We start from the raw sequence: 12,254 nt of genomic DNA on the forward strand, positions 1-12,254 counted from the left end.
AAAGCCAAACCTTGCCGGCCTCAAGTAAGGGTGAATCTCGATATCCCATTCTCCTGCCCCAAGTAGGCCCGCGCCGAGTCAATACTCTTCTGTGCCGTCGGCGCAGACCAACACCATTTGACCAACTGAAGCCATCGATTTTACCGTTCTTCCCAAGTTGGGAATTTTGAGGCAGTACATGTTTCCAATTCCGTCAGAGTATGCGCTTGGAGTGAATCGCTCGGGTCTTGCATGAACAAGCGACACTTCTTCGCGTGCCGCAAGTGCGAGCGCCGCACCAATCGCTTGCATCTTTGACCCCATATGTACAAGGTAGATATTCCGACCAGATTTTATCTCTGCCTCTCTAAGCAGGATACGTGCCGCCTGATCCGGCGAGCGAACATGGCAATCGATATGAGCCTCTCGATCCATCATCGATTCGCCACTACTATCCTCGCTCATTGGAACGACCAACTTCCTAATTACATCAACAGTTGCGCCGCGGCGCCATTTATGTTCCTCAGCCTCGGTAAGAGGAAGTACCCAGAGGACATTGCGCTCAGCGAGACTCTCGACTGCCTCGCCGCAGAAGTTCAAACAACGAGATAGTCGGGACAAGTATAGAGAAGGAAACGCGACGATATAGCTGCTGGCTGAATCCTGGTGCCTGCCTTGAAATATCGGATTCGTCCACACAGAGGCAACGCCATGCTCTGGGGCCTCCGCAGGAGAGTCTGAGTCGTCGCCGACCTTCTTAGATTGATTGTACGTGGCCGCTTCAGCGTAGAAGATTGTCAGTTCGACGTTGGGGAGCTGTCGAAAAATAGCCCCAACCACACTGAATATGAAGCTAGAGGACGCGCCACTGATATCAAAAGCAATTCTATCGATGCCGCCAAGCTTGCTTAACTCGATAATCGATCTGAGAACATCTTCGGGAACATCAGCGTCGACCTCTCGTAGTTCGCCCGAGAACTTCTGTAGAAGCGGCCTTAGCTCCTGGAACCTTAGTGCGTTGTCTTCTGGATTTGTTTGATATTGCCCAACAAGCACCGCTCGTATGGGCGCCTGATCAAACTCAAGAAACTTTGCAGGGAACGCACTGACTCTAGGCTCAAATCCGGCGGCCAGAATCAGAACATCAGCATCTATGGCGCCGGGACTCCAACTCGTGGTCACCGGAAAATCGACCATCGCCTCTTCAATTGACCGTGTTCTCACAGTGAAGTTCTTTCGTTCGGTCATGGCTGATCCGCCCCGGTGAACAAGTCGCCCGTTATCGCTCGGGAAAGGTCAGCTGATCTACTCCATACCCGATCAACAAAAGCCTTATCGCGATTCAACAGAAGAGATAGCTCGTGCAAGCTCCTTACATCCAAGTAGTTTTTGCGAACTAGCGACGTTCCGTAGTTCGGCAGTAGCGATGACCTCACCTGAAGTCGGATGGTCCGCTTCCTAGCCTTGCTGCGACTCTCGCCAAGATCGATGAAAATCGATCGTCTTACGAGTTCTTTGAGAAGCAACCCCGCATGGTCGCTGCCGGTCATGCGATGGAGCTGGTCAAACAATGCACCTTCTTCATCGATATCGACTTCCATTCGATATCGCCGCTGTGGAACCTCCAGCTTGCTGTCTATATCGGTCTGGAGACTTGCTTCCATCAACAGGCGTCGCGCAAGCCTGGCGAACATATCTAGCACGCCCCGCATCTCTGACCCAAACGGATGACAGTACTCGACGCGCTCAACTAGCGCTCTGGACACATAAACGATCGCTTCGTGTTGATGCTGATGGGGTATCAGGGCTGTTCTTTCTTGGGTAACTCCGGCTCGATGGAACATCTCTCTTGCCATGAACAGTACAGTGGCCACATCGCCCGACCATGCATTGGAAAGGACTTCTAGGCCGTTGTAGTGATAGCTTCTCCCCTGAACTGAGTCCCTTATCGAGATCGCGAGCTCGGTATCCTTCTTGTGGCTGCTTTCACCAATGAGATCCTTTACGCGACCGATGTAGTTTGCCGCGGCTAGCCTCTTATCAATCAAGCCCTCTACAAATCTTCGCCGCTGTGCCGCAATGTCCGGTGCACTATTGAGCAGCTGCTGCCCAGTGTCTATGACTATGTATTCTCGATTCTGGTCAAGCTTCGCATCGTCGATATGGGAATTCGAGAAGCCATACGGTTCGCAAGATATCTTGAAAACGCAAGCTGAGTCTCTTTGCCAAAGTATCGGATTGAGAACCGACTGAACCTTCTCTCCAAGTCTCTGCTGTGTGAAATCATCAAGCAAGAATACGATAGGCCGACTCTGCAGACCGGGCATAAATCTGACCGCCATTCGCGTCAGATCTCGAAGAAACGTGTCGGGAAGAACGACCTCGGGTGAGGAACCTTCTAGCATGCTTCTCGCAAGTTTGATCCGGATTCTATCCAGCTCATCAGCAAGTCCTTGCCCCGAATCCATGCCTGTAGCTGAGATGTGATTTGCGGGCAACCCAAGGCTTGATACGGAAAACTCAGCCAATCGTGAAATGGTGCCCTGACTCACGCCAAGAGCCTTACCCACGCTATCAGTTGCCGCGATCATAGATAAGGTTCGAAAGAGCTCTCTCGCGGCAATCAGGTTGAAAAAAGTTACGATCTGTGAAGCGAGATGCTCCGCTCGCCCAGGCTCTCTCTTAATCCAAAGAAGGTCATTCTGAAGATCGCTGGCGCAACCAATGTATATCCCAACGAAGCTAAGATCAGACAACGCCGTCCTGGCGGTCTCTTCGGTAGCCAAGTGCGTACGGAGCGACATGTAGCGAAAGACCATCGACTTTCCACATCCGCGCGGACCTGTCAAAACACTAGGGGTCGGGTCCTTTACGCTACTAAACCAGCCCAAGTTATCAACGAACAACTGCAGTAGCAGTCGGTCGCTGGCCAAGTGCTCCGCGCTGATAGCAGTGAAGGGAGAGGACAGCGCCGATCCACCCACATCAGCTGGCGCCATGTACATGGATCTTTTCGCATCATCGATATGCGCTACCAACGATGCTGGATCTATGAAGTGCCTCGTGGGGTCATCATCAGACAGTAACTGCGAAAACTCAAAGAGGCCTTTTAACAGCTGGGGATAACGCGCAGCGATTGCCCGATCGCCATGTAGAGTGTTGTGGATCTTGACAATGCACCGCACATAGCAAGACCAGTCATCATGCAACTTACGAGTGGGCGTATCACGACGTTTGATAGAGCCCAGGTCAATGATGTCAATTGAGTACTGATCGCTGCCTGGCTCGGAATCAATGATTTCCTGCGGGCGCTTTGAGAGCATGACGTTGCCAAGATGCAGATCATCATGCTTAAGCCCTTTTTTCTCCAAGTAGAGAACTGCTGACAGAAGCTTCTTAAGGACAAGCAGGGCGAGTTCCGGCTGGAGCTTGTCAGCGCCGCTCTCTATCAGCCTTTCTAGTGTCGATCCTTCGATCCATCTGCCGATAAAGCACAGCCACACAGTTGATGGATCCGGCTGCGCTGGAAGGGAATCAACAATTCCAACATGTTCGTGAGATAGAATTGGAGCGACCGCATCTATCTCACTCGCGATCGTCATCTCTTCGGTTAGCTTGTCAGGACTGTAGTCTTCCCGCAGGCATATTTTTGCTGCGTACACGCGGTTGTTTGCACTGCTCCGCACGCGAAGAGTAAATCCCTTGTGCCCCATCCGCTCCGCAACACCTGGCACTCGTCCATCCGCAAGCCGGTCAAGGATTTCGAACTGCATCTTTGATGCATTGGCCAGCGTGATGTCCAAGAACGCCGGGAACGAGCCCCCGTCCCTTAGCCAGGCTTTCGTGGGATCCGACATCTGAATCCGACGCGACTTCATATTCAAAGGTTCCATCTAAAGCCCCCTCCTACAGTCCCTTCGGCGGCACGCCGAACACTCCCTTGGCAACTTTGGTCACTAGGTGATCCAGAGCCTCAGGCCCAATAGGGGAGCACTACTGTAGGCCTATGTCTAGAGCCCCGGGGATCGGTGCCCTAAGTCGGGGATTTGGAAGTTGATGGGAGTGCGGCGGAGGCTGAAGCAGCAAACGACAACGGGCGCTCGGCAATCAATCTTATCCTGCGCGTCAGGCGCAGCCCCCTGTCTCCAACTGCTCCAAGTCCGGCAATGGCATCGCACAGCGAAGCGCCTGTTCGATGTCGCCGGGCTCTACGGACGAGCTCTTTCGGAGGTAAGCGTTGGCGCACGCCAGGCGAAGCAAGGACTTCATGGGCCTCACTGAGCCGGCAACGTCGGCCAACTTACAGGCACTGCGCTGAGGTAACACAGCGCCGAACCGCTTGCCCCATGCCATCTGCTGGCGAAGATCGCGGTAAATGGTGCCAGCGATTTGCACGCGCTCTACCCGCGCCGGGGTGGGGACATGGAAGGTGGAAAGCCGAGACAGGATCGGGACCGGAATGGCGGACAGGTCGTTGGCCGTGACCACCCAGCTGATCCGACTGGCGTCCAGCTTCACCTGCAGGCACGACTGATCGCAGAATCGTTTCGCCGTCTCGGACTCCAGTAATTGGTAGAGCGCATTGGCGGGAGGAAAGCGGGCTTCGGATGAAGCCTTGTCCAACTCGTCGACTACGAACACCGGGTTGGCGCTCTGGCCTTGGACAAGCACATCAAAGACCTTGCCCGGGCTGGAGGTGTAGTAGTGCTGTTCCAGGCCAATCAGCGACATGGGACTGGAGGCGCCCTCCATGCTCACCATCTCGAAGCCCGTTCCCATCAGTCTGGCCAACCGCATGGCGAAATAGGTCTTGCCCACGCCAGGGTCGCCGGCCAAAAGCATGGGCGGCAGGTAGAAGCTGCCGTCGCCGGCGACTTGCAAGGCGAGTAGGCGTCGCACCGTGGCCACAACTTGCCTGAAGTTGGGCATCTCTGCTTCGAGCAGGTCCATGTACTTGTGGAACGCCCTGGGTACGCGCGCCAGCACGCGCTGTCCGACTGGCTGGGTTTTCCTCAACTGACGGACCATCGCCTCGCCATTCTTTCGGCGATCGTTGCTCCGGGCCAAGCTCTCCAAGCTTGCCTCCATCTCTTGCACGTCCTGTTCGGTGTACACCTGAAGCACGCGATGCGCGCGTGACTTGCGAGCCACCGGGACCAGTGGTGGAACGGCGCTTTCTGAAACGGGCGGTACAGATGGTTTTGAATCATCTACCTGCCCAAGACGGTCCTGAGCAAAACGATAGGCCAGCCTGGTCGGGACGAGCAGTTCGCCCTCACCGTTGGTGTATCCACTAGGAATTTCGTATCGAGACTTCATGGCAACCGGGCGTGTTGAACTCGTCGCCATTAAATCACTTTGAAAAAATCGGCGTGCCCCCGTTTATGGGATGAAATTTCACATCTAACACTAGATCACGTGACGTGATTTGATATCTAATGCAGTTAGCTCGATAAGAGTCATGCATCCCTATCCGCCATCTACACATCTACTTTTAGATCAATCGCTGCCACTGATCCGGCTACCCTATTCGGTCGAATTTCTTCTTTCGGCCAGAAGCCGACACGTGGCAATGCCCGCTGCCGGGCTATCGGCGGAAGCGTTGTCAGCATGCCGCCGTAAGGCCCGGACGATGCCGGTCGCTGCGACTGATGCATCCCAAAGACGCCCGCGTAAGCCCGGGATTCTGCGCCGTCGATGCGGGCTCGGCTTCTCCCCAGAGCAGACGTTCGCGGTGGCCATAGCAAGGTCCGCTTGCGAACAGGAAGCCAAAGGGCAAAGACGCTCCTTTCGAACCTTTGAAAGGTCTGCTCTCAAGAAGGTACACCGGATGTTGTTTTCCGAGCGATCTGATAGCGCTAGAAGAATGGAAAGGAAGGTCGCAATCCAGAGACGCAAGTTCCTCGCGATGCGGAAGCCCTATACGTCCCCCAGCGCCGTCTTCCGACGGACCGCCACATCCCTCGGGCAAGCCCCGTCGCGGAGCGCTGTCGCTCCGCGCCCCCCTCCTTATCAAATCCCCGGCTGACCCTGGGCTGCATTGGAGGCATCCTCCCAGGATTCCCAAACGGCAAGTCGCTCAGCATAGGCGGCGCGAGCCACCGGTAACCCTTCAGTCCCAAGGAAGAAGCGTAGCGGCGGCTCTTCCGAATCCACGACCTTGAACAGGGACGCCGAGGTTGCGGCAGGATCGCCAAATTTCGTGCTTGCGCCGCCGGCGAATACCTGTGCTCGTGTCTCGGCATAGGCGTCGATACCCGTGGTGAGCTTCAGCGAGGACTGACTCGAAAAGTCTGTCGCATACGCATTAGGCTCCAGGAGTGTGACCTTTATGCCGAACTGCGCAACCTCCTTCGAGAGACTCTCATGGAGCGCTTCGAACGCCCACTTGGAAGCGTTATAGAGGCCGGTGATCGGGCCGGCGGCGACCCCTTGCACGCTTGAAACGCCGATGACGTGGCCGCAACCCTGCGCGCGCAGTAGCGGAAGGGCTGCCTGGATGACAGAGAGAGGACCGAAGACGTTGGTATCGAACTCGGCGCGGACCTCGGCGTCGCTGGCTTCCTCGATCGCGCCGATAAGCGCATAGCCCGCATTGTTTACGACGATATCCAGACGGCCGAAATGCGCGTGCGCCGTCGCGACGACTTCGGCAACCTGATCGCGGCTGGTCACGTCCAGCACCAAAGGCAGGACGGCATCGCCGAATTCATCGGCAAGGGGGGCGATGTCGGCCAGCTTTCGCGCCGTTGCGACAACCTTGTCGCCTCGCTTGAGAGCGTCTTCTGCCCAGATGCGGCCAAAACCGCGTGAGGCGCCCGTGATGAACCAGACTTTTTCCGACATGTCATTACCTTTTCTATTTGGAGAGTTCTATTTGGAGAGAGTCGCTCGGGTGCAGCTTGGCGGTCTGCTGGTCGATGGCCTGTGGACCATCACCGGTGAGCAGCCACACGGACGGCTCGTAGGCCAGTAACGGGGCGACGATGTTGAGGGAGGTCGCGAGTTTGAAGTCGGCCTTCCTACTTGCCTTCCGCGGCCTTGGAGACGTGCGCCCACTGGGCCCACTCGGCCAGGCGCTGCTGATAGACCTGCGGTGCCATCAGGGTCGGTCCCTCCCCGAAGAACACGCGCAGCGGCGGCTTCTCAGCGTCCACGACCGTGAGGATCGCGGACCCGAAGCCGACCGGCTGCGGAAGTACAACCTGCGCCCGCATCGTGGCCATGTTCTCGTGCAGAGCCGCGTACGCGGGGTGCGCGTCGGCGACGATGGCAGATGCACCGGACCAGTCGGTGGCGAAGCCACCGGGTTCGACCAGCGTCACCTTGATACCGAAGCCAGCGACTTCCTGGGAGAGTGCATCCGTCATCCCTTCCAGTGCCCACTTCGACGCGTGGTAGGCGCCAAGGGTCGGGAACGCGACGATGCCGCCCATGGTCGAGATCTGGATGATGTGGCCCGCGCCCTGCTCGCGGAGGATCGGAAGGACCGCCTGCGTGACATGGAAAACGCCGAACAGGTTCGTCTCCATCTGGTCGCGCAGCTGCTGCTCGGTGATCTCCTCGACCGTTCCGAAGAGCCCGTAGCCGGCGTTGTTGATGACGACGTCGATCCGCCCGAACGTCTCGTGCGCGGACTTCACCGCAGCGAACACCTGGTCGCGGTTTGTGACGTCGAGCTCGACCGGCAGGACGGCGTCGCCGTATTGCTCGACCAGGTCACTCAGAGTGTCCGTGTTGCGGGCGGTCGCTGCGACTTTATCGCCACGCTCGAGGGCGGCGAGGGCGAACTCGCGGCCAAAACCTTTTGACGTGCCAGTGATAAACCAAACTTTGCTCATGATGTAATTCTCCTGTTGTGATGGACGGCCAAAGTGACTTTCTCAGCTGCTTACTGTTGGTGCGCCGGGGTGTCAGCGAGGATGGCGCGCAGCTTGGCGGTCTGCTGGTCGATGGCCTGTGGGCCATTGCCGGTGAGCAGCCGCACGGACGGCTCGTAGGCCAGTAGCGGGGCAGCCATGTTCAGGGAGGTCGCGAGTTTGAAGCCGGCTTCCTTGATGGCCTTGTCGACGAAATAGGAAAGTCGTGTCTTCTTTCCCGGGACGCGCGGGTACAGGAACCGCAGCGCGAACAACTCGCCAATCGCGGGGACCGTCGAGATGGCGGCGGCGAGGAACGGGTTGTCGCCGACGAGGTAGGGGCGGCCCTGTGCGTCGACGCGCTGCCGGGTGGAGGTCACCGCGATGGGCGCGTGGCAGATCAGCGAGATGGTGACGTCGTTCTCCCGGGCCACGTGGAGGGTTTCGCCAAGCCACGGGTTGTCACGGAAGTCGACCATGGGGGCGTGGCCGCCAGGGGTATGGATGAAGTCAAAGTCGGCAAAAGTGAACGGATCGGCCGGGTCGCGGTGACGCAGGATGAGTTCCTGCAGAGACTGGAAGGTGCCCTCCGGCAGCTTGTCCAGGCGGCGGATCAGTTCGGGGCGGTACTCGGTGAGTTCCGGTTCGCTGTTAGGCAATAGCTCGGAGACCGGGATCCGGCCGATGTGCCGCTCCAGCAGTCGGATTTCCTGCTCGCGGCGGGCGACCAACTCGGGGTGGCGCTGCCGGAAGCTGTTGACGTCAAACGAGCGGCGGCGCTGCTGCATGCGCAGGGGAATGGTAATGGTGCCGGTCTTCTCGATGGCTTGCATGGACAGGGCCATGCCGTTGATGTCGAGTTGCGGGGCGTTGCCATCGGGGGTGGCGAAGGTGAACTCGTAGTCGTTCTCGAACTCCTTGAGCACTTGAGCCATCTCGACCAAGAAGAACCCGGTCGAGATCGACTTGACGTCAGCCGGTTCGGCCAACGGCAGCTGTCGGGCGGACGAGATGATGATCAATGCGCGGCGCTTGGTGGTGGGCATAACTTGTTCCTTTCAGTGCTTCGGCTGGGCGAGGATCAGGCGCCGAACGTCGGCGTCGGTCATTCGGTGGAGGACATGAATGCCCCCATTAATGCGTGAGTACATGCTCATATTGGGGGTGAAAAGAGAAAGCCTCAGGCCTTGATCCCCCGCCAGAACAGGTCGAAGCCCGCTTCCTTGTGCTGCTTGTGATTCTTCGAATTCGCAGCCGTCGCCTCGATCGCGATATCCGCGAGGCCCATCAGGACATGGTCGATGTAGAAAGGGAGGCGCTTGGGGTCAGCATGGCCAGCCAAGCTTCTTTCGATCACTGCGCGGATCTCGCCGAACAAGGCACTGCAGCGCTGGAGTGTTTGCGCGCTGATGCGGTCCGACACCTTGAGCTGCCGCATGGCCCTGCGTTGAACAGGGTTCGTCGTGCCCCACTCGACCAGACACTCCCACACGCGCTGAACGCGCTCGCGAGGGCTCTTGGCTCCCTGACAGGAAATGAGCAGTGCCTGAGCCAACTGGGTCTCAATATCGACCAAGAGTTCGTTCAGCAGATCGTCCTTGGTCGCGAAATAGGTGAACAGCGTTCCCTCGGCGACACCTGCCGCAGCAGCAATCTTCGCCGTGGGTGCGCCGGTGCCCAAGCTCGAGACGAGTTCGGCGGCAGCGGCCAGGATCGCTTCGCGTTTTTCTTCGCTGAGGGGGCGGGCCATACAGTGTCAATGCCTGAGTACTTGCTCATTAACGTATTCCAGTCAGGACCGCAGGTCAAGGATAGCCACTCAAGGGTGTTGTGTCGCATTCAGATCGCGAGAGTCCGTTGCCCCTCAGTTCAACCACGGCGTGCGCCGGCCCTGAAGCTGCCTACTGCGGCAAGGCCAAAGACTGCTCCGGGTCGGAGGCAGACACTCCTAATTTAGGGCAGAGATTGTCCGCGACGATCTTTGCCTTCGGTTGTTGTCGAGCGGTCTGGAGAGTAGCGTTACCTGTGTCCTCGAGGCCTGACCCATGACCGGCTCATCATTACCGACTATTCCCGAACTACTGCTTACCAGCGCTGGTAGGGACTGGTCGCGTATGGAGGCGTATCTCATGCGCTTTCCTAAGGGCCTTTCCCATGCGCCGAGCGCGGAAGTTCATCGCTTGGGCATGCACGTAGGCCCACCAGTCAATGCTAGCTGTGCGTGCGATGGGCGCCGTGTGCGCCGCATACAGAGGTCGGGGGATATCGATATTGTTCCCGCCGGGATGGGTGGCAGCTGGGAGGACGATGCCGACGTCCATGTGCTGCAGCTGAGCCTGGATCCCAAACTGCTGGCTGAGGTGGCGGGCGAGTTGGGGGTGGATGACCGGGCCGCTGAGCTGCTGCCTCGCTTCCAGATGCGCGATACCCGCATTGAGGCCATTGGCTGGGCGATTAGGGCGGACTTGGAGGCCGAAACTCCCTCGGATCCTCTTTATATCGATCTGCTGGCCAATGCTTTGGCCGTGCGCCTGATCGAGACGATTGACCGACAGCCTGCGTCTAATACCGGGCACACTCAGAAGTTCTCCGAACGCCAGCTCAAGCTGCTCACCGAGTTCATAGAGACCAATCTTGATCGCAAGCTCTACTTGTCGGATCTGGCTGATGCCGTCGGCGTCAGCGGTACGCGCCTGAAGACCCTGTTTCGCAACAGCACGGGCATCCCGGTCCATCAATACGTGATCCGGCGCCGGGTCGACTACGCCAAGGCGTTGCTGACCACTACGACCATGCCTGCCAGCGAGGTGGCGGTAGCCGCCGGCTTCTCGCACCAGAGCCACATGGCTTCGACCATGCGTCGCCTGACAGGCCAAGCGCCCAGCGACATCGCCCGGCTGAGCTCTTTCGGTCCGAAGCTGCAACGGCGCGTCTGATCCTGCGCGACGCCGCCTTGGGCGGCATCCACCCTGTGGTCTCCCCCTTCCCCAGGAGAGACCCATGTCCATTGATGTACATGATGATCAGAGCCAGGGCGCTATCGCCCTGGTACGTGAGTATTTCAATTCGGTAGGACCCACTGCCGAGCAGTTCTGGCGCTCCTTCGACACCTACTTCGACGAGAACACCGTCTGGGAGAACGTGGGTGTCTCACGTACCGTGGGTCGGGATCAGGCCATTGCCTTTGCCAAGGCCTTCCCGGTGAAGTTCGATCACATGAGGATTGAGGACGTGTCGCTGGCCGGTGCGGGCAACCGGGTATACGTCGAACGCATGGACCATTTCTGCAAAGCAGACGGGACCATCGTGTCCTCGATCAAAGCCTTGGGCGTGTTGGAGATCAACGGCAAGAAGATTGCCAGCTGGCGCGATTACTTCGACACCGCCGGCTTTGCCCGATCCGTCCCCACCGGCCTCTACACCGAGGCCTGACGCGCTGTCCGTTGTTGCCAAGGCCGGTCCGATCCTGCGCGACGGCCGCCACCGGTGCTGGCGATAGTCGCTGGCCCTCATTTAGGAACCAAAAAGCATGTTTGCAATCGTAGGTGCCGCCGGCAAGGTGGGTACGTCCACCGCCATGGTGTTGCGTCAGGCGGGTCATCCGGTTCGCGCGATCGTGCGCGACGTGGCCAAGGCTGGCCCACTGCAGGCTATCGGCTGTGAGATCGTGCAGGCTGACCTGCAGTACCCGGACGCGCTGACACAGGCCATCACCGGGGCCACGGCCGTGCAGGTCATCGTCCCGCCCATTCCCACGGCGCAGGACATCGTGGATGACATGCACACCTCCATCAACAGCCTGGTCGAGGCATTGAGCCGGGCCCAGCCGCAGCTGGTGGTGGCCATCTCCGACTATGGCGCGCATGTCGAAGAGGACATCGGCATGCCCAGTGTTTTCCACAATTTTGAGGCCCGCTTGCGGGAGGTGCCGATTCCCCGCGTGATCCTACGCTCGGCCGAGCACATGGAGGGGTGGGCGCCGTTGATTCCCGTGGCCATCGCCACCGGCACACTGCCCAGCCTGCATCATCCGCTCACCGTCAGATTCCCCACGATCTCGGCGCACGATCTAGGCATCATCTCGGCCGACCTGCTGCGTCGGCCCAACCTCACCGATGGCGAGCAACTGGTCCAGGCAGAAGGTCCGCGCCGCTATAGCGCCAATGACGTCGCCATGGCGATCGGCGCGCTGATCGGCAAGCCTGTTGCGGCCGTCGAGCTACCTCGCCCGGCATGGCAGGAAACGTTGGAGAAGATCGCCAGCCCCAGCACCGCCAGCCTGCTGGTGGATCTGTACGACGCCCACAACAGAGGGCAGGTGGACGCCGAGCCCAACACCGGTGAGATGCGCTATGGCACCACGGCGTTGATCGACGCCTTGCGCCCGCTCATCTCTGCAGCATGACGAGGGCGGAC

At 58.6% G+C, this 12,254-nt stretch carries 10 protein-coding genes; 3 read left to right on the forward strand and 7 right to left on the reverse strand.

Translation table 11 applies throughout. From position 1 onward, the window contains the following. Nucleotides 1-78: 78 nt before the first annotated feature. The 7 genes from IB223_RS06480 to IB223_RS06510 all read right to left on the reverse strand — a co-directional run bounded on the left by IB223_RS06480 (nt 79) and on the right by IB223_RS06510 (nt 9,588). On the reverse strand, nt 79-1,227 hold the full coding sequence (locus IB223_RS06480; RefSeq protein WP_192200790.1) for a hypothetical protein: 1,149 nt from the start codon (nt 1,225-1,227) through the stop codon (nt 79-81). Beyond that, nucleotides 1,224-3,872: a protein kinase family protein gene (locus IB223_RS06485; RefSeq protein ID WP_192200791.1), complete on the reverse strand. Its 2,649-nt coding sequence runs from the start codon at nt 3,870-3,872 to the stop codon at nt 1,224-1,226. Before IB223_RS06485 ends, IB223_RS06480 begins: the two co-directional genes overlap by 4 nt. Before the next feature lie 232 nt (nt 3,873-4,104). Continuing rightward, on the reverse strand, nt 4,105-5,298 hold the full coding sequence (locus IB223_RS06490; RefSeq protein ID WP_192200792.1) for an AAA family ATPase: 1,194 nt from the start codon (nt 5,296-5,298) through the stop codon (nt 4,105-4,107). 693 nt (nt 5,299-5,991) lie between these two features. Next, complete coding sequence (locus IB223_RS06495; protein ID WP_192200793.1) at nt 5,992-6,825, reverse strand: SDR family NAD(P)-dependent oxidoreductase; 834 nt, start codon at nt 6,823-6,825, stop codon at nt 5,992-5,994. A gap of 176 nt (nt 6,826-7,001) precedes the next feature. Then, a complete protein-coding gene (locus IB223_RS06500; protein ID WP_192200794.1) occupies nt 7,002-7,820 on the reverse strand; it encodes an SDR family oxidoreductase in 819 nt (272 codons plus the stop codon). A 50-nt stretch (nt 7,821-7,870) separates the two neighbouring features. Next, nucleotides 7,871-8,884 (reverse strand): hypothetical protein, encoded by a 1,014-nt coding sequence (locus IB223_RS06505; RefSeq protein WP_192200795.1) that lies wholly within the window; start codon nt 8,882-8,884, stop codon nt 7,871-7,873. Nucleotides 8,885-9,018: 134 nt separating this feature from the next. Further along, on the reverse strand, nt 9,019-9,588 hold the full coding sequence (locus IB223_RS06510) for a TetR/AcrR family transcriptional regulator (RefSeq protein ID WP_192200796.1): 570 nt from the start codon (nt 9,586-9,588) through the stop codon (nt 9,019-9,021). Between the two features lie 487 nt (nt 9,589-10,075). Between IB223_RS06510 and IB223_RS18820 the strand changes: the two genes are divergently transcribed. The 3 genes from IB223_RS18820 to IB223_RS06525 all read left to right on the forward strand — a co-directional run bounded on the left by IB223_RS18820 (nt 10,076) and on the right by IB223_RS06525 (nt 12,243). Further along, nucleotides 10,076-10,774 carry an AraC family transcriptional regulator gene (locus IB223_RS18820; protein ID WP_343227147.1) on the forward strand — a complete coding sequence of 233 codons (699 nt, stop codon included), beginning with the start codon at nt 10,076-10,078 and terminating at the stop codon, nt 10,772-10,774. A gap of 64 nt (nt 10,775-10,838) precedes the next feature. Continuing rightward, nucleotides 10,839-11,270: a limonene-1,2-epoxide hydrolase family protein gene (locus tag IB223_RS06520; protein ID WP_192200798.1), complete on the forward strand. Its 432-nt coding sequence runs from the start codon at nt 10,839-10,841 to the stop codon at nt 11,268-11,270. Between the two features lie 97 nt (nt 11,271-11,367). Further along, nucleotides 11,368-12,243 carry an NAD(P)H-binding protein gene (locus tag IB223_RS06525; RefSeq protein WP_192200799.1) on the forward strand — a complete coding sequence of 292 codons (876 nt, stop codon included), beginning with the start codon at nt 11,368-11,370 and terminating at the stop codon, nt 12,241-12,243. The last annotated feature ends 11 nt before the right edge of the window (nt 12,244-12,254 follow it).

This window comes from Pseudoxanthomonas sp. PXM03 (assembly GCF_014852005.1).
Taxonomy (GTDB): domain Bacteria; phylum Pseudomonadota; class Gammaproteobacteria; order Xanthomonadales; family Xanthomonadaceae; genus Pseudoxanthomonas_A.

Coding starts and splice junctions, on each gene's coding strand:
- IB223_RS06480 (WP_192200790.1), bottom strand. CDS start 1,227: ATGACCGAACGAAAGAACTTCACTGTGAGAACACGGTCAATTGAAGAG.
- IB223_RS06485 (WP_192200791.1), bottom strand. CDS start 3,872: ATGGAACCTTTGAATATGAAGTCGCGTCGGATTCAGATGTCGGATCCC.
- IB223_RS06490 (WP_192200792.1), bottom strand. CDS start 5,298: ATGAAGTCTCGATACGAAATTCCTAGTGGATACACCAACGGTGAGGGC.
- IB223_RS06495 (WP_192200793.1), bottom strand. CDS start 6,825: ATGTCGGAAAAAGTCTGGTTCATCACGGGCGCCTCACGCGGTTTTGGC.
- IB223_RS06500 (WP_192200794.1), bottom strand. CDS start 7,820: ATGAGCAAAGTTTGGTTTATCACTGGCACGTCAAAAGGTTTTGGCCGC.
- IB223_RS06505 (WP_192200795.1), bottom strand. CDS start 8,884: ATGCCCACCACCAAGCGCCGCGCATTGATCATCATCTCGTCCGCCCGA.
- IB223_RS06510 (WP_192200796.1), bottom strand. CDS start 9,588: ATGGCCCGCCCCCTCAGCGAAGAAAAACGCGAAGCGATCCTGGCCGCT.
- IB223_RS06520 (WP_192200798.1), top strand. CDS start 10,839: ATGTCCATTGATGTACATGATGATCAGAGCCAGGGCGCTATCGCCCTG.
- IB223_RS06525 (WP_192200799.1), top strand. CDS start 11,368: ATGTTTGCAATCGTAGGTGCCGCCGGCAAGGTGGGTACGTCCACCGCC.